Annotated in this window: 17 protein-coding genes; 9 read left to right on the forward strand and 8 right to left on the reverse strand. The window is 74.3% G+C overall.

Features of this window, described 5'->3' with window-relative positions; genetic code table 11:
* Window positions 1-19: 19 nt before the first annotated feature.
* Complete coding sequence (locus BTM25_RS12140; protein ID WP_103563021.1) at window positions 20-4,279, forward strand: CHAT domain-containing protein; 4,260 nt, start codon at window positions 20-22, stop codon at window positions 4,277-4,279.
* On the opposite strand, the gene BTM25_RS29625 is transcribed toward BTM25_RS12140, so the two are convergent.
* On the reverse strand, window positions 4,276-4,785 hold the full coding sequence (locus BTM25_RS29625; protein ID WP_168212105.1) for a restriction endonuclease: 510 nt from the start codon (window positions 4,783-4,785) through the stop codon (window positions 4,276-4,278). The genes BTM25_RS12140 and BTM25_RS29625 overlap by 4 nt on opposite strands.
* 181 nt (window positions 4,786-4,966) lie before the next feature.
* On the opposite strand from BTM25_RS29625, the gene BTM25_RS12150 reads away from it, so the two are divergent.
* Window positions 4,967-5,797: a patatin-like phospholipase family protein gene (locus BTM25_RS12150; RefSeq protein ID WP_103563023.1), complete on the forward strand. Its 831-nt coding sequence runs from the start codon at window positions 4,967-4,969 to the stop codon at window positions 5,795-5,797.
* Between the two features lie 6 nt (window positions 5,798-5,803).
* On the opposite strand, the gene BTM25_RS12155 is transcribed toward BTM25_RS12150, so the two are convergent.
* On the reverse strand, window positions 5,804-6,562 hold the full coding sequence (locus BTM25_RS12155; protein WP_103563024.1) for a DeoR/GlpR family DNA-binding transcription regulator: 759 nt from the start codon (window positions 6,560-6,562) through the stop codon (window positions 5,804-5,806).
* 91 nt (window positions 6,563-6,653) lie between these two features.
* Here BTM25_RS12155 and BTM25_RS12160 point away from each other — a divergent pair, with 91 nt between their 5' ends.
* The 5 genes from BTM25_RS12160 to BTM25_RS12180 all read left to right on the forward strand — a co-directional run bounded on the left by BTM25_RS12160 (window position 6,654) and on the right by BTM25_RS12180 (window position 12,458).
* Window positions 6,654-7,829 (forward strand): MFS transporter, encoded by a 1,176-nt coding sequence (locus BTM25_RS12160; RefSeq protein ID WP_103563025.1) that lies wholly within the window; start codon window positions 6,654-6,656, stop codon window positions 7,827-7,829.
* Window positions 7,830-8,005: 176 nt separating this feature from the next.
* The gene (locus BTM25_RS12165; RefSeq protein ID WP_103563026.1) at window positions 8,006-9,067 is read left to right on the forward strand and encodes a hypothetical protein; all 1,062 of its coding nucleotides are present in this window, start codon (window positions 8,006-8,008) and stop codon (window positions 9,065-9,067) included.
* Between the two features lie 22 nt (window positions 9,068-9,089).
* Complete coding sequence (locus tag BTM25_RS12170; RefSeq protein ID WP_103563027.1) at window positions 9,090-10,253, forward strand: toxic anion resistance protein; 1,164 nt, start codon at window positions 9,090-9,092, stop codon at window positions 10,251-10,253.
* Window positions 10,250-11,842, forward strand: coding sequence for a VWA domain-containing protein (locus BTM25_RS12175; RefSeq protein WP_235828380.1), 1,593 nt, complete (start codon window positions 10,250-10,252; stop codon window positions 11,840-11,842). Before BTM25_RS12170 ends, BTM25_RS12175 begins: the two co-directional genes overlap by 4 nt.
* Window positions 11,829-12,458, forward strand: a complete 630-nt coding sequence (locus tag BTM25_RS12180) for a hypothetical protein (protein WP_103563028.1) — start codon at window positions 11,829-11,831, stop codon at window positions 12,456-12,458. The genes BTM25_RS12175 and BTM25_RS12180 overlap by 14 nt, the downstream gene beginning before the upstream one ends.
* On the opposite strand, the gene BTM25_RS12185 is transcribed toward BTM25_RS12180, so the two are convergent.
* The 3 genes from BTM25_RS12185 to BTM25_RS12195 form a co-directional block, all read right to left on the reverse strand.
* Window positions 12,459-14,024 (reverse strand): Na+/H+ antiporter, encoded by a 1,566-nt coding sequence (locus tag BTM25_RS12185; RefSeq protein WP_103563029.1) that lies wholly within the window; start codon window positions 14,022-14,024, stop codon window positions 12,459-12,461.
* 203 nt (window positions 14,025-14,227) lie between these two features.
* Complete coding sequence (locus BTM25_RS12190) at window positions 14,228-14,980, reverse strand: phytanoyl-CoA dioxygenase family protein (protein ID WP_103563030.1); 753 nt, start codon at window positions 14,978-14,980, stop codon at window positions 14,228-14,230.
* Between the two features lie 43 nt (window positions 14,981-15,023).
* Window positions 15,024-16,520 carry a M20/M25/M40 family metallo-hydrolase gene (locus tag BTM25_RS12195; RefSeq protein WP_103563031.1) on the reverse strand — a complete coding sequence of 499 codons (1,497 nt, stop codon included), beginning with the start codon at window positions 16,518-16,520 and terminating at the stop codon, window positions 15,024-15,026.
* 178 nt (window positions 16,521-16,698) lie between these two features.
* Here BTM25_RS12195 and BTM25_RS12200 point away from each other — a divergent pair, with 178 nt between their 5' ends.
* Together BTM25_RS12200 and BTM25_RS29630 are read left to right on the forward strand one after the other, a co-directional pair.
* Complete coding sequence (locus tag BTM25_RS12200) at window positions 16,699-17,763, forward strand: RDD family protein (protein ID WP_103563032.1); 1,065 nt, start codon at window positions 16,699-16,701, stop codon at window positions 17,761-17,763.
* 118 nt (window positions 17,764-17,881) lie between these two features.
* Window positions 17,882-18,031, forward strand: coding sequence for a hypothetical protein (locus tag BTM25_RS29630; protein WP_168212106.1), 150 nt, complete (start codon window positions 17,882-17,884; stop codon window positions 18,029-18,031).
* A gap of 42 nt (window positions 18,032-18,073) precedes the next feature.
* On the opposite strand, the gene BTM25_RS12205 is transcribed toward BTM25_RS29630, so the two are convergent.
* The 3 genes from BTM25_RS12205 to BTM25_RS12215 all read right to left on the reverse strand — a co-directional run bounded on the left by BTM25_RS12205 (window position 18,074) and on the right by BTM25_RS12215 (window position 21,208).
* Window positions 18,074-18,631 (reverse strand): dihydrofolate reductase family protein, encoded by a 558-nt coding sequence (locus BTM25_RS12205; protein WP_103563033.1) that lies wholly within the window; start codon window positions 18,629-18,631, stop codon window positions 18,074-18,076.
* An 85-nt stretch (window positions 18,632-18,716) separates the two neighbouring features.
* Entirely contained in the window at window positions 18,717-19,622 is a 906-nt protein-coding gene (locus BTM25_RS12210) for a metal-dependent hydrolase (RefSeq protein ID WP_103563034.1), read from the reverse strand.
* Entirely contained in the window at window positions 19,619-21,208 is a 1,590-nt protein-coding gene (locus BTM25_RS12215) for a flavin-containing monooxygenase (protein ID WP_103563035.1), read from the reverse strand. The genes BTM25_RS12210 and BTM25_RS12215 overlap by 4 nt, the downstream gene beginning before the upstream one ends.
* Window positions 21,209-21,360: the final 152 nt, after the last annotated feature.

The following is a 21,360-nucleotide window of genomic DNA, read 5'->3' on the forward strand; positions in this document are numbered from 1 at the left end:
CGGGCAGGGAGGGCTGCTGGTGCAGGAGAGGCTTCTCGCGGCGATCCGGGCGCGGCTCGAACGGGCGGTGTCCGGCGGCGAGCCCGCCGCCGTCCTGGAACCGGGCGCGCTCGTGGAGATGGACGCGCTGCTCGCGTTCGTCAGCTCCGCCGGGGAGCCCGACGTCGACGTCTTCTACGCGCTCGGCTGGCTGTGCTGGCTCCGCGTCCAGGCCCTTCCGCCCGGCGAGTGGGACGACGATCTCCAGCTCGCCGTCATGGTGTTCCGGCCCGTCTTCGCCGTCGATCCTTCGGCCGTCCCGCAACCGCTGCACGAGTTCTATACGCAGGGCGAACCGGCCGCCGAGGACGACGAGCGTTCCGTGCCCGCGGATCCGGCGCCCGGCGCCGAGGGCGAGCGCTACGTCCCCGAGGACCTGGTGTTCGGCGAGGAGGATGACGAGCGCTCCCTTCCCGACGATCCGATGCCCGGCGCGGAGGGCGACGAGCGCTACGTCCCCGAAAGCTTGGTGCTCGGCGGGAAGGATGACGAGCGCTACGTCCCTGCGGAACCCGTACTCAGCGGGGACGATGACGAGCGCTCCCTCCCCGAGGAGTCGGTGCTCGGTGCGAAGGGCGACGAGCGCTACGTCCCTGAGGACCTCGTGCTCAGCGAGGACGATGAGGAGCGCTCCGTCTCCGACCTCCCGGTGCTCGGCGCGGAGGACGGGCCTTTCGTCCTTGAGGACTTGGTGCCCGGCGGGGAGGACGATGAGGTGCGTTTCCTCCCTGACGGCCTGGTGCCGGGGTTGGAGGACGGCGACGCGGCCGGTGTCGAGCCGGCCATCCTCACCGACCAGGGCGTCGCGCTCGTGGAGTGGTACGAGCGGACGGGCGATCCCGAGGCCCTGCAAGCGGCGCTCGGCCTGTTCCGCGCGGCGCTGGACGCGGTGCCGCCCGGGCATCCGAAGCGGGACCTGTGCCGGTCCAACCTGCTCAGCGCGCTCGGGAGCCGGCACGACGACTCCGGCGATCCCGGGGCGCTGCGGGAGATCGTCGCCGTCCTGCGGGCCGCCGTCCGCGAGGACCCGGCGAACGTGCGCGACCTCGCGGCGGCGCTGCGGATGCTCTTCGACCGCACCGGCGACCTCGGCGCGCTGCGCGAGGCCGTCGCGCTCCGCCGCGCGCCCGGCGCGGACGCGAACGACCTCAACGAGCTCGGCGGCCTGCTGCGCCGCCTGTACGAGCAGACCGGGGACCCCGCCGCGCTGGACGACGCCGTCGCCGCGCACCGGTCGTCCGTCCGGCGGACCGGCGCTCACGACCCGGACCTGCCCGGACGCCTGGCCGGGCTCGCCGGCGCGCTCCAGACGCTCTTCGAGCGGACGGGCGACCCGGACGCGCTGCGCGAGGCGATCGACACCGGCCGCCGGGCTGTGGACGACGCTCCCCCGGACTATCCACAGCGCGCGGTGGGGCTTGCCAACCTCGGGGTCTCCCTGCGCACGTCGTTCGAGCTGACCGGCTCGCTCGCCGACCTGCACGAGGCCGTCGCGGCGCACCGGGCCTGCGCGGCGGCCACCCCGGACGGGCATCCGCTGCGCGCCGGGCGCCTGCTCAACCTCGGCAACACGCTGCGCGCCCTCGCCGACCGGACGGGCGACGCGGCGGCGCTGGCCGAGGCCGTCCGAGCGGGCCGGTCGGCGGTCGCCGCGCTGCCCGCCGACCATCCGGGCCGCGCCGCGCCGCTGTCGAGCCTCGGCAACAGCCTGTTCGCGCTCGCCGAGCGCACCGGCGACGCGTCGGTGCTGGCCGAGGCGGTCGGCCTGGCGCGCGAAGCCGTGGCCGCGACGCCGGAGGGCCACGCGGTCCGGGCGCGGAACCTGTCCAACCTCGCGGTCGCGCTCGTCCTGCTCCACGAGAGCACCGGCGAGCCGGAGGCCCTGCGCGAGGCCGTCGCCACCGGCCGCGCCGCCGTGGCCGCCGCCGACGACGCCTGGTCGGAGCTGTCCGGCTACCTGGCCACGCTGGGCCGGGCGCTGCTGCGCCTGTTCGCGCTGTCCGGCGACCGGCGGGACCTGGCCGAGGCGCGGACCGTCCTCGCCCGCGCCGCCGCCCTGCCCGCCGCCACCCCCGCGGACCGGATCACCGCCGGACGGTCCCTCGCGACGGCCTGCTCGCTCGCGGGCGACGCCCCCGCCGCGCTCGCGGCGATGGAGACCGTGGTGGCGCTGCTGCCGCTGGTCGCGCCGCGCGACCTGCGCCGCGCCGACCGCGAGCACCGGCTAGGCGAGACGGCCGGGATCGCGGCACGCGCCGCCGGAACCGCGCTCGCCGCCGGCCGTCCCGAGCGGGCCGTAGAACTCCTCGAACAGGCCCGCGGCCTCCTGCTCACCGAGGACATGGACGCCCGCACCGAAGTGGACCGCCTGCGCGCCGCCGCACCCGACCTCGCCGACGAGTTCGTCCGGCTCCGCGACCAGCTAGCCCGCCTCGACCCCCCGGCGAACGACCACGAAGGCGACCGCGCACTCGCCGCCCGCCGCCGCACCGCCGCCTCCGAGTGGGACGCGCTGCTGAACCGCATCCGCACCCGCGACGGCCTCACCGACTTCCTCGCCCCACCGTCCGTGGAAACGCTGCTCCACCGCGCCGGCCCAGGACCGATCATCCTCGTCACAGCCGACCACGACCAAGGCGCCGCCCTGATCATCACCACCCCCGGCACGGGCACGGACAGCGGCACGAGCGCAGGCGTCGGCGCGAGCGGAAGCGCTTTCGCGGGCGCGAGCGGAGGCGTCGGCGCGGGCGCGGACGCGGGCGCGGACGGCGGCGCGAGTGGAGGCGGCGGCACGGGTGGAAGTGCTGGCACGGGCGAGAGCGTCGGCACAGGCGGCGGCGTCGGCGCGAGCGGGAGCGGCGGCGGCACGGGCGCGGGCAGCGGCGCAGGCGCGGACGCGGACGGCGGCGCGAGTGAGGGCGTCGGCGCGAGCGGGAGCGTCGGCGCGAGCGGAGGCGTCGGCGCGAGCGGAGGCGTCGCGAGCGGAGGCGTCGGCGCGAGCGGGAGCGTCGGCACAGGCGTGAGCGGCGGCACGGGTGGGCGCGCTGGCGCGGGCGCGGGCGGCGGCGCGCCTGGGGGCACTGGCTCGGGCACGGACGGCGGCACGAGTGGGGGCGGCGGCGCGAGCGGGACCGTCGGCACAGGCGTGAGCGCTGACGCGAGCGAGAGCGGCGGTACGGGTGGGAGCGCTGGCTCGGAGGCGGGCGGCGGTGCGAGTGGGAGCGCTGGCTCGGGTGGGGGGTGGGTGCGGCATGTGCCGTTGCCCGGGCTCACTGATGCCGTCGTGCGCGCGTATGCCGATCGGTTCCTCGGCGCGCGGCGCGGTGCTCTCTCGGGGCGGGACGGACGTGCCCGGGCAGAGGCTGAAGTGCATGACGTCCTCGGCTGGTTGTGGGACGCGGTGGCGGCGCCGATTCTGGGCGCGCTTGGGCACACCGGGGTCCCTCGGGGCGTGTGGCCGCGTGTGTGGTGGTGTCCGGTCGGTGTTCTGGCGTATCTGCCGCTGCACGCGGCCGGGCACCACCATGATCTCGTCGCCGATGTGTCGCCGCGCACGGTCATGGACCGGGTTGTCTCGTCTTATACGCCTACGATCCGGGCGTTGGCGTATGCGCGGCGGGATACGGAACGCGAGAACGGTTCGGCTTTGATTGTTGCGATGCCTGAGACGCCGGACATGGCTCCGCTGCCGGGTGCGGACGCGGAGGCGCAGCGCGTGGCCGGGCTGCTCGCGGGCCCGACCGTCCTGCGGACGCGGGCGGCGACCCGGCGGGCGGTCCTGGCGGCGCTGCCCGAGCACTCGGTCGTCCACTTCGCCTGTCATGCCGCCACGGACTGGGACGATCCGGGAGCGAACCGGCTGCTGCTGCACGACCACGCCGTCCAGCCGCTCACCGTCGCGGAGATCTCCCGGCAGCGGCTGGCCGGCGCCGACCTGGCCTATCTGTCGGCGTGCGGGACGTCCGACACCCATCCCCGGCTGGTGGACGAGGCCGTCCACATCACCGCCGCGTTCCAGCTCGCCGGGTACCGGACGACGATCGGGACGCTCTGGCCGCTCAGCGACCGGGTCGCCACCCGGGTCGCCGAGGAGGTCTACGCCGCGCTGACGGACGGCGGCGCCTGCGCCCCCGACACCGCGCGCGCCGCGCTCGCCCTCCACCACGCGCTCCGCCGCGTCCGCGCCGCGTTCCTCGACGCCCCGACCCTGTGGGCGGGGCAGATCCACACCGGGGCCTAGCGGTCGAAGAGGAACGTCCGGAGATGGTCCGGACGATCGGTCAGCAGCACACTGACCGGCCCCGCGTCGGTAAGCCGGCTCAGATACGCCGCGTACTGCGGAGGCTGCTCGGAGGCGTCGCCGCCGTCGCGTGTCATGTACGTCCAGGAGTCGTCCACCAGGCGCACGCACGCGATCCCGTGCACGCGGGCGTACTCCAGCGCGCCGCTCTGGAAACCGGACGACGCGACCACGACGCCCTTGTGCGCGCCCGTCGCGCGGAGCTTGTCGTTCAGTACCTGCACGTGCTCGCGCTTGACGGGCGCCGCGTGGCGCTTGCACTCGAACAGCATGAGGAAGTCCGCGCCCAGGAGCCGGAACCGCACGGTCACGTCGATGACGTACGTGCCGTCGGTGCCCGCGACCGGGTCCAGATGGGCGACGCGCCAGTCCACCACCTCGTGCCCGGACGCCCGGACCAGGTCGGCCACGGCCCGCTCGTACTCGGCGGGGCTCAGTTCGTGCACGGGACGGACGTCTCCGTCCGGTCCGCGCGTCTCCGGAACCTGACTCACGCACCCACTCCCGACGGTCCATGTCCCTGCCCGTACGGTGCCGCACCGCCGCGAGCCGTGCAACACGCCTTTGAACCGCGGATGTACAGATCCAGACCCGGCCCGGGTATCTCCCCGGAGGGAAGGGGGACATGTGACGCGAGCGCTGGTGCTGGGCGGCGGCGGAAGCGTCGCCGGGCCGTGGGCGGCGGGGCTGATCGACGGCCTCCGCCGCTTCGGGATCGACCTCGGCGCCGCCGACCTGATCGTCGGGACGGCGGCGGGCGCGTACATCGGCGCCTGCCTGGCCCATGACGCGGACGTCTCCGGCATCATCATGGACCTCATCAAGGAGCACCACGTCGACGCCACCCCCGACATCGACGACGCGCTGCTCAACCGGACCATCGACATCCTGTCCGACCCGGCCTGCCCGACGCGGGCGCGCGCGGCGATGCTCGGTGTTCTGGCGCGCGAGATCCAGCGCCCGCCGATGTCGCCGTGGCTCGACCGCGTGATCGAGCGGCTCCCGGCCGACGACTGGCCCGAGCGCGCCCTGCTGATCGCGTCGGTGTCGGCCGAGACCGGGGAACGCGCCGTCTGGCGCAGGGGCGGCGCCGCGACGCTCCGGCAGGCCGTCCAAGCGAGCTGCTCGTGGCCGGTGATGTACTACCCCACCCGCATCGACGGGCATCTGTACATCGACGGCGGCGTCCACTCCTCGACCAGCGCCGACCTCGCCCGGGGCCACGACCGCGTGATCGTCCTCGCCCCGCTGCGCCACCTGCTGCCGCACGGCGAACTCGACGCGGAACTGGCGGAACTCGGCAGCGCCCGCGTCACCGTGCTGTGCCCGGACCGGGAGGCCGCCGAGCTGTTCACGCTCGGCCTGTTCGAGCCCAACCTGCGGTACTCGGCCTACGACGCGGGCCTCCGCCAGGCCGTCGAGTTCCGGGACGAGGTCGCCCCGTCCTGGACGGTCTGACGCGCGTCAGACCGTCGTCACCGTGACGCCCGCCGCGCGGAGATCCTGAACAATCTGGTTGTCCGATCGCGCATCCGTGATGACCACGCTGAGGTCCTGCGGCCCGCAGACGCGGCCGAACGCGACCCGGCCGAGCTTCTCCGCCGTCGCCACCAGCACCGTCCGCTGCGCCGCGCGGATCGCCGCCCGCTTGACGTGGACGTCGTCCAGGTCGTGCGCGGTCGCGCCGACGGACGCGTCGATCCCGCAGCAGCTCAGCACGAAGGTGTCGTAGCGCAGGTCCGCGAACGTCCGGACCGCGAGGTCGCCGTGGAACGACAGCTCGCCGGGGCGCACCTGGCCGCCGGGCAGCAGCAGCCGGACGCCGTCCGCGCCCTCCAGCGGGTGCACCGCGTGCAGGGACAGCGGCGTGACGGTGAGCCGCCGCGCCGCCATGGCGGTCGCCACCGCGACGGCGGTCGTGCCGGTGTCCAGCGCGACCGTCTCGCCGTCCTTGAGCAGGTCCGTCACCGCCGCGGCGAGCCGGGCCTTGGCGTCCGCGCCGACCAGCGCGCGCAGCGCGAACGGCTGCTCGACGCCGCTCAGCAGCGCGCTCACCGCTCCCCCGTGGACGCGCCGGAGCGCGCCCTGCGCCTCCAGGTGCTCCAGGTCGCGCCGGACGGTCATCTCCGACGTCCCGGCGGCCTTCGCCAGCTCGGCGACCGTGGCCCGGTTGCGCTCGGCCAGGATCGCCACGACGAGCCGGTGCCTCTCCCGGACGTTCATCCGCGCACCTCCCGCGCCCATTCTGCCGGTTGACAGACGCACATCAGCAATGTTTGTTTGAACATCCTACATGTGCGAAGAGAGGTGGCCGATGTTCACGCGTTCCGCCGCGGCGGCCTCCTGTGTCGGGTTCGTCGCCATCGGCGCGCTCCAGGCGCTGTACGGCCCGGCGATCCCCGCGTTCCGCGCGGAGTTCGGGCTCGGCCCGTCCGCCGCCGGGCTCGCGCTGAGCGCGCATTTCACCGGCGCGCTGCTCGGCGTCGGCGCGTTCCACCGGGCACGCGCCCGGACCGGCGACCGTCTTGCGCTCGGCGTCGGTTACGCCCTGCTGGCCGTCGGGTCGCTGCTCATCGCGTTCGCGCCGTCCTGGCCCGCCGCGCTGGCGGGCGCGGCGGTCGCCGGGCTCGGCTTCGGCGCCGTCGACTACGGGCTGAACCTGCTGTTCGCCGTGGGGTTCGGGACGCGCGGCACCGCGATGCTCAACCTGCTCAACGCCCATTTCGGCGTCGGCGCGATCCTCGGCCCGGCGCTGCTCGGACGGCTCGGCCCGGACCGGTACCCGTGGGCGTTCGCGGGATGCGCGGTGGTCTGCCTGGCGCTGCTGCCGGGCCTCGCGGGCGTCCGGAGCCGTCCGGCCGAGCAGACGCGTCCCGCGCCGGACCGGCAGCCGCGCGTGCTGCCGCTCGTCCTCGCGTTCGTGGTCATCTACGTGCTGCACGTCGCGATCGAGACGGGCGTCGGCGGCTGGGAGCCCACGCACCTGGCGGCCGTCGGCTACGGGGCGCCGGCGGCGGCGATCGCGACGTCGGGGTTCTGGCTGGCGATGACGGCGGGACGCTTCGGGGCGATCCCGCTCAGCCTCCGGTTCACCGACGCGGCCATCGTCACCTGGTGCTGCGCCGGGATGACCGGGTTCCTGCTGCTCGCGGCCGTCCCCGGCGCCGCGCCCTACGCGTACGCGGGCGTCGGCCTGGCGATCGGGCCGATCTTCCCGACCGCCCTGCCGTGGCTGCGCCGGACGGCCCCGGGCGGCGCGGCGGGCGCGTTCGTCGTCGCCGCGTCGATGGTCGGCGGCGTCGCGTTCCCGCCGCTGCTCGGGGCGGTGATCGAGGTGTCCGGCGTGCGGGCGGTGCCGCTGCTGCTCGCCGCCCTCGCCGCCGTCTGCACGACGCTCGCCGTGAGCCTGGCGATCAGGAGAATGGGCTCCGCGACGCAGGTGCTCCCCCGGCGCGAAAACCCCGCAAGGCGGCCGGCCCCGCGACCGTGACGACGAGCGCGAAGCCCGAGAACGCGTCCCGACGATCTAAAAGACATCAACGTCTATTGACGTTCGGCCACTGTTCACCCGTCCCCGCGGAACCGCCCAAGCGCCAGACTCCGGTCACCTGACGGCAGCGGTCCGGACACCGGCGCGCCACCCGGGACTCACAGACTCGCGCCCACATGAGACGCACATTCTCGATCGTGCTGGCGGGGGCTCTCATCGTCGGCGTCGTGATCGCAATCGTTCAGGGGCGCGGTTCGTCCGGGGGGACCGTGACGGTGCGCGGGGTGATCGGCTCGGAGAAGCAGGCCTTCTTCGACGATCCCGCCGTGCGGAAGGTGCTGGCCGCGCGCGGGCTGAAGGTGGAGGTCGACCCGGCGGGGTCGCGGGAGATCGCCACGTCCGTCGACCTCGGCCGGTACGACTTCGCGTTCCCGTCCAGCTCGCCCGCCGCCGACAAGATCCGGCAGACGCGGCAGACCGGCCGCTACACGCCGTTCTCGTCGCCGATGGTCATCGCCACGTTCCAGCCCATCGCGGAACTGCTGGAGAAGGCGGGCGTCGCCGAGCGCTCCCCGGTCTGGACGTTCGACGTCGCCCGCTACCTCGACCTGGTCGCGCGGAACGTCCGGTGGGACGGCCTCAAGGGCAACACGGCCTATCCCGTCCGCAAGAACGTCCTGGTGTCCACGACCGATCCGCGCAGCTCCAACTCCGCCGCCATGTACCTGGCCATCGCGTCGTACGTCGCGAACGGTGACGCGGTCGTGCGGAACCCGGCGGAGGAGCGCAAGGTGCTGCCCGCTCTGTCGCGGCTGTTCCTGGACCAGGGCTACACCGACAACTCGTCCGAGGGGCCGTTCGCGGACTACCTCGCGCTCGGCATGGGCAAGACGCCGCTGGTCTGCGCGTACGAGGCGCAGTTCGTGGACGCCGCCGTGCGCGGCCGGCTCAAGCCCGGCATGGTGCTGATGTACCCGTCGCCGACCGTGCTGTCCAAGCACACGCTGATCCCGCTGGACGGCAAGGGCGACCGCGTCGGCCGCCTGCTGAGCACCGACCCGCAACTCCAGCGGCTCGCCGCCCGGCACGGCTTCCGCACCGCCGACCCCGCGCAGTTCGCCGCGGTGGCCGGGGACCGTCGCGTGCCGGTCGCCCCGGACCTCATCGACGTGGTCGACACCCCCTCCTACGACACCCTCGAACACCTCCTGACCGGGGTCGCCAAGGCGTACGGGTGACAGGGCCGAAGAAGGAGCAACGATGACGCAGAACGGGGACCTCTTCCTCACGCCGCCCGAGCCCGTGGAGCCCGTCCCGGCCGAGCGCGCCGAGACGCTGATCCCGCTGGACGACGCGACGCGCGACGCGCTCGCCGAGCGCGCCCGGACCTACGTGGACGAGCTGGCGCGCCTCGACCCCCGCACCCCCGAGTTCCTGGCGAAGATCTCCGAGGTCGCCGGGCTCGGCGACGGGGAGATGCGCGCGTCGGCCAAGGCCGCGAACCGGATGCTGAACCGCTCGGTGGCGGCGCTCGCGGGCGCCAAGGGCGACTCCGCCGACGCCCAGAAGCGCGTCGCGGGCGGCCTGCTGGAGCTGCGCCGCACCGTCGAGGACCTGGACCCGAAGGACGCGGGCAAGCTCACCGGACGGCGGCTGCTGTCCAGGCTGCCGTTCGGCAGGTCCCTGCGCGACTTCGTGAACCGGTACCAGTCCGCGAACGTGAACATCAACAAGATCGTCGCGGTGCTGCGGTCCGGCCAGGACGAGCTGCGCCGCGACAACGCCGCCATCCAGAACGAGCGCGCGAGCCTGTGGGCGACGATGGGCAAGCTCCAGGAATACGCGGTGCTCGCCCGCGCGCTGGACGAGGCCGTCGAGCAGCGGGTCGCGGACGCCGCCGACGGGGAGCGGGCGAACGCGCTGCGCGTCGACGTCCTGTTCCCCGTCCGCCAGAAATATCAGGACATCCTCACCCAGCTCGCGGTCTGCGCGCAGGGCTACCTCGCGCTGGACACCGTCCGCCGCAACAACGACGAGCTGATCCGGGGCGTGGACCGGGCGGCGTCCACGACCGTGTCGGCGCTGCGGATCGCCGTCACGATCGCGGCGGCGCTGTCCAACCAGAAGCTCGTCATCGAGCAGGTCACCGCGCTGCGCGGCACGACCGAGGACATCATCCGCCGCAACGCCGACATGCTCGACGGCCAGAGCGGCGAGATCCAGCGGATCGCGGCCGAGCCCGCCGTCGGGCTGGAGACGCTCCGGTCGTCGTTCGAGCAGATCTACCGGACGATCGACGCCATCGACACCTACAAGGCACAGGCCATCACGAACATGCAGAGCACGGTCGAAGCGCTCGACGGCGAGCTGAACCGCGCGAGCGCCTACCTGGCGCGCGCCCACGAACGGGACGAGCTCGCGTGACGCGGCGCGGCACGGCGGTCCTGGCGGCGGCGGTCCTCGCCCTGGCCGCCGGGTGCGACGCCACGGACGCCGGGACGGACGGGTCCGGCGGCACGCTGCGGATCCTCGCGAGCAGCGAACTGTCGGACCTGCGGCCCGTCCTCGCGGCGGCGCGCAAGGACATCGGCGTCACGGTCAACTTGGACTACACCGGGACCATCGACGGCGTCCAGCAGGTCGTGGACGGCACCGCCAGGCGGACGCACGACGCGATCTGGTTCTCGTCCAACCGCTACCTGGCGCTCCAGCCGGGCGCGCGGTCCGCGCTCGGCCCGTCGGTCAAGACGATGGCGTCGCCCGTGGTGCTGGGGCTGCGCGCGTCCGTCGCGCGCGGCCTCGGGTGGGACAGGACGCGGCCGACCTGGGCCGCCATCGCCGCCGCCGCCGAGGCGAAGAAGTTCACCTACGGGATGACGAACCCGGTGTCGTCCAACTCGGGCTTCTCGGCGCTCGTCGGCGTCACGGCCGCGCTCGCCGACACGGGAACGGCCCTGGACACGGCCGCCATCGACCGCGTCGCGCCGAAGCTGCGCGGGTTCTTCGCGGCGCAGCGGCTGACGTCCGGTTCGTCCGGCTGGCTGTCGGACACCTACGCCGCCGACCCGGGCCGCGTGGACGGGCTGGTCAACTACGAGTCGGTGCTGCTGACGCTGAACGCGTCGAAGAAGCTGCCCGAGCCATTGACGCTCGTCTATCCGGGCGACGGCGTCGTCACGGCCGACTATCCGCTGACGCTGCTGTCGTCCGCGCCGCGGAACTCCTCGGACGCGTTCCGCAGGCTCACGGCGTATCTGCTGCGGCCCGCCGTCCAGCGCCGCATCATGGACGCGACGCACCGCCGTCCGGTGGTGCCGGGCGTGCAGCCGTCCGCCGGGTTCGGCCCCGAGCCGCCGGAGCTGCCGTTCCCGGCGCGGCAGCAGGCCGCCGACGCCCTCATCGACGCCTACTTCAACCGGCTGCGGCGCCCGTCCCGCACGGTCTACGTCCTGGACGTGTCGGGTTCGATGGAAGGCTCGCGGCTCGCGTCGCTGAAGTCCGCCCTGACGGCCCTGACCGGCGCGGACACCTCGCTGTCCGGCCGGTTCCAGCGCTTCCACGACCGCGAGGAGGTCACGCTCCTGCCGTTCAGCGACAGGCCGGGACCGCCCGCGACCTACGTCGTGCCCGAGCGGAACCCGGCGGCGGAGCTGGCGCGGATCCGCGGCTTCGCGGAGGGCCTCCGAGCGCGGGGCGGGACGGCGATCTACGACAGCCTGGAGCGGGCGTTCGCCGTGGTCGGCGAGCAGGCGGCGCGCGAGCCCGACCGGCTCACCTCGATCGTGCTCATGTCGGACGGCGAGAGCAACGCGGGCGCGGACGCGCGCGGCTTCCGCTCCTGGTACGCGACGCAGCCCGCCGCGCTGCGCCGCGTCCCGGTGTTCCCGATCCTGTTCGGCGAGTCGGCGACCGGCGAGATGAACGACGTCGCGACGCTGACGCGGGGCCGCACGTTCGACGCGCGGACGCAGTCGCTGTCGAGCGTGTTCCGGGAGGTCCGTGGCTATCAGTGACCGGATCGTCCGGTATCTCGGCTCGGCCAAGAACCTCTTCGGCTGCGTCGGCGGGCTCGCCGGGCTCGGCCTGCACTTCACCGGCGTCGCGGGGCCGTACTCGCCGGCCGTCGTCGCCGGGCTGTACGCCGCCGGGGCGCTGCTCGCGCCGCCGGAGAAGGTCACGCTGGTCCTGGACGACACCGTCGGCGAGACCGAGCGCCTGCGCGCGGACCTGGAGGGGCTGGTCGGCCGCGTCCGCGCGCGCCGCGCCACGCCCGAGGCGCTGGAGCGGCTCGACGGGATCGCCGGGATGCTGCGCGACCTGCTGAGCCGTCCGGACGTGCTGGGCGCCGACCCGCTGTACGAGATCTCCCGGGCGATCCGGACCGACCTCCCGATGAGCTTCGAGACCTACCTCGACCTGCCGCGCTGGTACGCGCTGCGCCGCACCGGGCACCGGACGGCGTCGGAAGAGCTGCTGAACCAGCTCGACCTCATCGCGGCGTCGGTGACGCGGACCGCCGACGACGTGTACGCGGCGGAGGCGCAGCGGCTCCGCGACCACACCGACTACCTGCGCGGACGGGAGCGGGACGGCGACCTGACGCTGCCCGACCCGCCCGCCGAACCGTAGTCAGCGGCGCCGTTCCAGCCGGATCTCCTCGATGTCGAGGGCGGCCTGCACCTCGCGCAGCACCAGGTCGTCGATGCGGCGCTCGTCGCGGAGCTTCAGGACGGTCGCGCGCTTGCGGGCGATGAGCGCCAGGCGCAGCGCGGTGGCCTGCTCCTCGCGGTGCAGCGCGGGATCGTCGGGGTCCCCGGAGCGCAGGAGTTCCAGCCGGTGCTCGTACTCGCGGCGCAGCCGGTCGGCGAGTTCGGGGTCGGTGCCGAGGTCGGCCGCGACGTCGGGCAGCGCGTCCAGCGCCTCCTCGATCGCCGTGACCTGCGCCAGCCGGTGCTCGTCGCGCGCGCCCGTGTCGTGCGGGAGCCGGGCCCAGCGGACGACGGCCGGGAGCACGAGCGCCTGCGACAGCGCCACGACGATGACGCCGAAGGTGACGAAGACCAAAATGTCGCGGTCGGGGAAGGGCCGCCCCGACGCGACGGTGTGCGGGACGGCGAGCGCGGCGGCCAGCGAGACCGCGCCCCGGAACCCCGAGAACCCGCTGACGACCCGGACGCGGTATCCGGAGCGCCGCAGCCGCTGCTGCGGACGCCGGTCGATGAGCCGGACGAGGTAGGGCGCGGTGAACAGCCACGTGAAGCGGGCGCCGATGAGCACCCCCGAGACGGCCGCGACGAGCAGCAGCGCGTCGGTGACGTCCGCGCTGGTCAGGCCGCGCACGGCGGTCTGCGCCTCCAGCCCGACGAGGACGAACAGGGCGCCGTTGACGAGGAACGCGGCCAGCGACCAGAAGTCCTCGGCCTGGCGGCGGGTCGCGGCCCGTCCGGCGCGCGGCCCGGACTGGCTGACCGTCAGCCCGCACACCACGACCGACAGGACGCCGGACGCGTGGATGCTCTCGGCCAGCAGGAACGCGGCGAACGGGGTGAGGAGCATGGTCACGTTCGCGAGCAGCGGCTCGTCCAGGCGGCGCCGCACCCGCACGCCGAGCCACGCCGTCGCGAGCCCGGCCGCCGTCCCGCCGCCGTAGGCGAGCAGCAGGAGCGCGCCGACGCGCGGCGCGTCGAAGTGCTCGTTCCCGGCCGTGACGCCGACGGCGAGCCCGTAGATGACCAGGGCCGTCCCGTCGTTGATCAGGCTCTCGGTGCGCAGGACGGTCACGTCGCGGCGCGGCAGCGAGCGCGCGAGGACGCCGACCGCCGTCGCGTCGGTCGGGGCGAGGGCCGCGCCGAGCACCCACGCCGGGCCCCACGGGAGGCCGAGCGCGTGCGCGGTGGACGCGACGATCGCGGCGGTCGCGAAGACGAGGAGCGTGCCGAGCAGGACGATGCTGCGCAGGTTGCTGCGGATCTCGCGCAGCGACGTCGTGAGGCTCTCCCAGAACAGCAGCGCGGGCAGGAACAGCAGCAGCACCGCCTCGGGCGGCAGGTGCACCCGGCGCAGCGCCGGCACGAAGCCGAGCAGCACGCCGCCCGCGAGCAGCAGGACCGGCGGCGCGATGCGGAGCCGCCGTCCGGCGACGTTGCCGGCCAGCACCGCCGCGCCGAGGACGACGACGAGTTCGAGGCCGAGCACGGCGTCCCCCCTTCGTCGCGGCGGCCTGCGGTGATCGTTCCCCGCCGCCGGCGGTGCGACGCGTCCGCTCCTGCGGCGCGGTGACAAGAAGGGGGCGGGACGCGCTCATCCGCCGTCTAGCGCCGCGTAACTGTGTGGCACATACTCCGATACACCTTCCGGGGGGCGGGAGAATTCCAGGGCTCGCGCTCCCCGGAAGGCCGTCAGCCCGTGAGCGCCCGCCGGACCGGCGCCTCGGGCGCGAGCGGCCCGGCCGGGACGAGCTTGGGCTGGCCGAGCGGGCGCGGGCGCGTCCCGTGGTGCGGCTGCCCGGCGTGGACGAGGAACGGGTGGCACAGGTAGACGTCGCCCGCCGCGCCCGTCACGTGGACGATCTCGCGGTGCCGGGAGGCGGCCTCGGCGCGCCCGGCCAGCGCGCGGGCGTCCAGGCCCCGCTCCCCCGCCGGTTCCAGGACGCGCGCCGTGTCCCGGTGGGAGCCGGCGCGCAGGCGGGTGGGCGCGTCGGCGGCGCCGACGTCGGAGAACAGGAACAGCATGAGCAGCGCGGCGTCCCGGGACCGGATGTTCGCCCGCCACGTCAGGTAGTCGCCGGGCACCGAGTCCTCGCCGGGGAAGGCGACGTCGACGTGCCAGCCGTCCACGCGCGCGGGGCCGCCGCCGGGGAACCGGACGACGATGCCGCCGAGCGCGTCGCGCGGCGTCCAGCGTCCCGGGCCCACCAGCGCGTCGAACGCGGCGTGCAGGCGCGGGGTGTTCGCGGCGGCCCGGAACGGCGGTTCGGCCGAGCCGGGGAGCGCGGCGGCCGGGCCGGGCCAGGTGCCCGGATCGTCCGGGTCGACGGCTAGGTCGCGCCAGACGACCGCGCGGCACCCGGCCGCGACGTCGCGCGGGAACGCGCCCTCGATCCGGACGAAACCGTCCCGGATGAACGCGTCGACCTCGGCGTCGTCCGGCATGACGCCCAGGATGCCCGCGATGTCGCGGCCGGGGCCAGCTGTTTTACCGTGCGGCGTACGGGCCGGAGTGCGCGGCCGTCGCCGCGGCCTGCCGCCGGGTCCGCGCGCTGCCGTTGACGGTCAGCGTGCTGTACGCGAACGCCTCGATGGCGGACGTCGTGGCACCGAGCATCTGCCGGAAGCCGGTGAGGCTCACGTTGTCGTAGCGGTCGCAGGACTGGTGGTAGCACGGGTCGTACGGCTGACCTGCCGTACCGCCGTACGTCGTTGCCTGCGCGGTCGTTTTGACGCCCTCCGCGCCGGTGAACAGGCCACCGGCCGGGATGCCCGCGCTGATGAACGCGTTGTAGTCCGACCGTCCGTCGAACGCCGTGGGCTCGGTGGCCAGCTTGCGGGCGCCGAAGTAGTCGGTGAACGTCTTCTCGATCGCCCCGGATCCGGCGGGCGCCTCGACGTTGTTCTGGCCCGCGCTGTTGTCGCCGTCGAAGACGAACCGGACGAAGTTGGGCGAGGCGAGCATGTCGAAGTTGAGGTCGAGGGCGATCTTGTCCAGGTCGGCGGGGGCGAGGCTGTCGACGTAGTGCTGGGAGCCGAGCAGTCCTTCCTCCTCCGCGCCCCAGAACGCGAACCGGACCTTGTTGCGCAGTTTGCCGCCGAGTTTGGCGATCTGCCGCGCGGTCGCGAGCAGCGTCGCGGTGCCCGAGCCGTCGTCGTTGATGCCGGGACCGTCGGTCACGCTGTCGTTGTGCGCGCCGACCACCACGATGTTGTCGGCCCGTCCGCGTTCGGTGTCGGCGATGACGTTCGCCGTGGTGCGCTTCTGGTTCAGGGTGTCGGTCTTGACGTGGAGGGTCACGCCACCGTTCTGGGCCTTCTTCACCAGGTCGGTGCCGATCGCGTTGGTCGGGCCGACGACCGGCACGTCGAACGGGCGGGTGAGCGTGCCCTCGACCGGGCCGTCCACGTCCGGACGCTGGTAGATCACCACGGCGCTCGCCCCGGCGGCGACCGCGTTGCCCGCCTTGTCGGCGAAGAAGCAGCCGCCGCGCTGGACCAGCGCGATGTGGCCCTTCGGGAAGCCGGTGAAGTCGTCGGCCTCGCAGCCGCTGCCCGCGCCGCCCGCCGCCGGGTCGACCGGAGTCGCAGGCGCGGTGACGTCGCCGGTGCCGGAGTACTGGAGGGTCGCGAAGTCGGTGTCGGGAGTGAAGGTCTTCTGCTCGGGCGCGGTCTCGGCGAGGACGGGCTTGTCCCGCTCCTGCCAGAAGTCGAACGTGAAGTTCTGGACGGTCGGGGTGTACCCGGCGCGCTTCAACTGGTCGGCGATGTACTTGATCGTGATCGTGTTCCCGGCGAGCCCGGCGGCGCGGTTGCCGCCGTTGGCGTCCGCGATCTTCTGGAGGTCGAGCTGGTGGCGGCGGACGTCCTGGAGCGTCACCAGCCGGGCCAGCTTCGACGGGGGCGCGTCGGCCCGCGCGGCGGTGAGCGGCGTCGCGGCCAGGGCTCCGGCCGCCAGAACCGCCAAGGCGGTCTTACTTACCATTCCGGTCCTCCAGTTAGGAGACGGTCAACTTGCGCAGCCTGACAGTCGCCTCCGCGTCCGACAAGGGAGCGGCGCGACGGCGGCGCGGCCGATCCCGGCCTGCCGGAACCGGTCGCAAGATCAGCCTGAATCGCCCTAGAATCTGGCGTTCCCGCCAGCTCCGCGTGACCCGTGAGGGATGCCCGTGTACGGCCCGCCGCCCCACCCTCCGCTGCCCGCCGCTCCCGTCCCGTCCGCGCCGCCCGACCGCGCGCCGCACGGCCGTCGCCTCGCCGCCCGGGGCATCGACGCGCTCCTGCTGTTCGGCGTCGCCTGCCTGCTCGCGCTGATGACGTGGGGGCGGCTGCACGAACTCGCGGTCGACGGCCTCTGGGGGAAGGCCCTCGGCGCCGGGGGCACGCTCCTGACGTCCGGGGACGTCGGGCAGGCCGCGTCGGACTTCGGCACCTCGGTGTGGGGGTCGTTCGCCGCCGCCGTCGAGGAGGCGTTCCTGCTGCTCGCGGCGGCCGAGCTGCTGTACCAGTTCGCCGGGCAGGCGTGGCTCGGGCGGACGGTCGGGAAGGCGGCGATGGACCTGCGCGTCCGGACGTCCGGCGACGCCCGGCCCGGCGCGGGACGCGCGTTCCGGCGGTCCGTCGTCACCACGGCGGGCAGCTCGGGCCTGTACTGCCTGGCCTGGATCCTCTTGCTCGAAGGCCAGTTCTTCCTGTCGGTCGTGCTGTGGCTGGGCGCGCTGGCCGCGTTCCTCCTGACGAGCGTCCCGGCGCTGCTCGGACGGCGCCGCACGCTCGCCGACCTCGCCGCCGGGACCGTCGTCGTCCGCGCCGGGACCTACCGCCGCGCCGTCGCCGCCGCGCGTCAGGGCGCCGGACGGGCCTGGGACGGCACGCAGGCGGCCGGGCAGGTCGCGGGCGGGGCCGTCCGGGAGAGCGCCGCCGCGCAGGCCGAGCGGATGCGGCGCGCGCTGGAGTCCGAGCAGGCCCGCCGGGTGCAGGACCTCGGCCGCCAGTCCGCCGACCGGATGCGCGGCGCGGTCACCGGCGAACGCGCGCAGCGCGTCCAGGACGCGGGCCGGCGCTTCGGCGGACGCGTCCGCGGCGCCTACCGCGACCGGCGCGCCGCCCGGGAGGTCCCGCCGCCGCCTCCCCCGGCGGCGCTGCCGCCGCCGTCGCCCGCGCCGTACCTGCCGTACGAGATGCCGGTCACCCCCGAGGCGCCGCCACGCGACGGCCGGGCGGGCTGAGCGCTCGCCGGGGCTGGCCTGCTCTGAGTGATCGTTCCGAACGGATCGGGAACCTCGTTCGTTGGACCGGTCGAGGCGGCGATGATCCCATCGCCGCCGGGACGGCCGAGGAGAGCCCATGCCATCGCTCACCGAACGGATCCGGCGATTCCTCAACAGCCCGCAGGGACGCCAGGCCCGTGCCCGCGTCGAGGGCGTCGCGCGCGACCCCCGCAACCGCGAGCGGGCGCGCGGCCTGCTCGCGCGGCTGCGGAGCCGGCGCCGCTGACCGGCGTCCCGGGCTCCCGGCACCGCGCCGGGAGCCCGGGACCTAGGCGCCGGCCGGCGCGTACACCAGTTCGAGGACTCCGGACGGGAAGGGCGTGGCCTTCACCAGGCGCAGCTTCACGGCCCCGTCCAGTTCGGGGAACAGCGGGGCGCCCGTGCCGGTGACGGCGGGCAGCACCCACAGCCGGTACTCGTCCACCACGCCGAGCCTGATCAGCGAGTGGAGGAACGCGGTGCCCCCGGCGGCGACGAGGTCCTTGCCGGGCTCGGCCTTGAGCCGCGCGATCTCCTCGGCGGTGTCACCGCGGGCGATCGTCGTCTCGGGCCAGGCGTCGGCGGACGCGAGGGTGCGGGAGAAGACGACCTTGGGGATCTCGTTCATGGGCTTGGCGGACGGGTGGTCGGAGGCGGGCCAGTACGCGGCCATGCTCTCGTAGGTGTTCCGGCCCATGAGGAAGGCGCCGGCGTCCCAGAGCCGGCGGACGAAGTACTCCTCCTGCTCGGGGTCGTCGATGCTCATCATGACGTCCCGGATGCCGTTGTCCGCGTCGGCGCTCTTGCCGTCCAGCGAGACGTAGAACCCCAGAATCAGCTTGCGCATCCGATGCCTCCCACTGCTCGGCCGGCTCGCTCGAACCGGTCGTCAGTCAGACCACCGGGACGCGCGAAACTCATCGCTCCCGGCGTCAGTCGCCGGACGGCGGTTCGGGCGCGTCGCGGTAGTTGGCGTGGGCCACGAGCGTGCCTTCGGGGCCGAACAGTTCGGTGCGCCAGCGTTCCAGGAGCGCGGTGTTGTCGAAGTCGTCGGGATGGAAGCCGGGACGGTTGTAGGCGCGCAGCCGCCGGATGACGTCCCGGGCGAGGAACGGCGACCGGGGAATGCGGGCGAGGCTGCGCGGCAGGCGGAACGGCGTGTAGGTCGCGCGGTCGCCCAGCACCGAAAGCGTCGTGGCGAGGACGACGTGCAGCAGGAGCAGGGCGCTGATCACCCGCATCGACCAGATCCGCAAACGTTCACTGCCGCCGACCGCGCGGTACACGTCGAACGCGACGGCCTTGTGCTCGGACTCCTCCAGCGCGTGCCAGAGCAGGATCCGGCCCGCCTGGTTGTCGCCGAGCATGGCCTGCGCCCGCCTGCTGGTGAGCAGTTGCTCGGCGATGGTCGCCGTGTAGTGCTCCAGCCCCGCGGTGAACGCGAGCCGGACGCGCGGCGGCAGCGTCCGGTCGGCCACCGCCAGCGCGTGTTCGATGAACCGGTGCGTCCAGTCCGTGCGGTAGCCGAGGTCGCGGAGCGCCTTGTTGAGGTGGTCGTGCTCGCGGCTGTGGACGACCTCCTGCCCGATGAAGCCGCGTACCTGGGCGGCCAGCTCGGGATCGGTGATCCGGTCGCGGTAGTGCCGCACCGAGCGGACGAAGAAGTCCTCGCCCGGCGGGAACGTCGCCGACAGCACCGCGACCGTGTGGCTCATGATCAGGTCGCCGTCCGCGTAGTGGCGGCGCAGCGCCCCGGCGGGATGGGCGAACCGGACGCGCCGGACGCGGAGGGCGCGGTGCGGGACCGGCTGGGACGGGGGCCGCTCGGAGATCGTCATGCCGTCCTCTCGGCCCGCTCGGGGCGGGCTCTCCCCACGTCCCCGGACACGGCCGGGTCGTCGGGAATCGAATACGCGTAGTCGTCCAGGGGGAACGTCGCGCTGGCGCGGCGGGCCTGCGCCGAACTCGTCGGCCGCAGATAGGGGGTGTCGCCGTGGTGGTCGAAGTAGTAGCTGTTCGCGGCGGCGCAGTCGGGCGCGCTCCACAGCGACCCGGCGAGGCGGTCGCGCATCCGCGCGGTCCACCGCTCGGTCGGCCCGGGACGCACCTCGACCACGTCCGCGCCGCGCCGGCGGGCCTCGGTGAGGACGCGCACGACGTGCGCCGACGTCGTCTCCACGAGCTGGTGCCACGTCCCGCCGACCCACCCGTACGGGCCGAACATCATGAAGTGGTTGGGCAGGCCGGGGATGCTGACGCCCTCGTAGGACGCCAGGCGGTGGTCGGTGTAGGCGGTCGCGAGGTCGAACCCGTCCCGGCCCCGCACCGGCGTGCGCCGGAAGTTCTCCGGGTCGCTGGCCAGCCGGAACCCGGTGGCGAGGACGAGCGCGTCCACCGTCCGTTCGCGTCCGTCCACGGTCCGGACGCCGTCCGGGGTGATGCGCTCGATGGCGTCGGTCACCAGCGACACGTGCCGCCGGTTGAACGTCCGCAGATAGGTGTTCGAGACCGACGGGCGCTTGCACCCGAGGCCGTAGCGCGGGGTCAGGGCGCGCCGGGTCTCCGGATCGCGGACCTGCGACCGGTACCAGAGGGCGCGCAGCAGCCGCGCGGCGCCGCGCGTGAGGTAGGGCGCCCGGCCGTGGTGGACGACCGCGTCGATCAGCATCAGCTCGACGCCGCGCGTCGCCGTCCGCCGGACCGCGTCCTGCACGCGGGGCGCCCGCCGGTACAGGCGCATCAGCGCCGGCGGGATCGTCAGGTCCGGCTTGGGCGCGACCCAGATCGGGGTGCGCTGGTAGACGTCCAGCCGCGCCGCGCGGGCCGCGAGCTTCGGGACGAGCTGCACCGCGCTCGCCCCCGTCCCGACGACCGCGACGCGCTTGCCGGCCAGGTCGCAGCCGTCGTCCCAGCGCGCCGAGTGCAGGACCGCGCCGGTGAACGTGTCGGCGCCGGGGATGTCGACGGGCTTGGGATCCACGAACGGCCCGATCGCGCTGACGACGAACCGGGCGGTCACCTCGCCGCCGCCCGCGACCGCCAGCCGCCAGAGCCGCGCGTCCGCGTCCCACGCGCGCTCGACGATCTCGGTGCCGAAGCGGACGTGCCGCCGCAGGTCGTACCGGTCGGCGAGCACGTCGAGATACGCCCTGACCTCGGCGCCCGGCGCGAACACCCGGCTCCACCCGGGGTTGAGCGCGAAGCTGAACTGGTACGCCTGCGCGGGGACGTCCACGCCGACGCCCGGATAGGTGTTATCGCGCCAGGTGCCGCCGATGTCCCCGGCGCGCTCCAGGAGGACGAAGTCGTCCCATCCCGCGCGGCGCAGCGCGATGCCCATCCCGAGCCCGCTCAGGCCCGCGCCGATGATCGCGACCTCGGTGTCCGGCCGGTCCGCGCGGGCCGGCCGCCGCTCAGCGGCCATCGTCGGCCTCCCTGCCTCGGACGCTCTGTTATAGATCGCGTCTAATAGGACAGCACGTGCGCCAGATCACGTCAAGGGCCCGGCGCCGGACCGCCCGGCACGCGCGGCGAGACTTTTCCCGGCGCGTGATACCTCTCTGCCGCCCCGTCCGT

The organism is Actinomadura rubteroloni, assembly GCF_002911665.1.
GTDB classification, from domain to species: domain Bacteria; phylum Actinomycetota; class Actinomycetes; order Streptosporangiales; family Streptosporangiaceae; genus Spirillospora; species Spirillospora rubteroloni.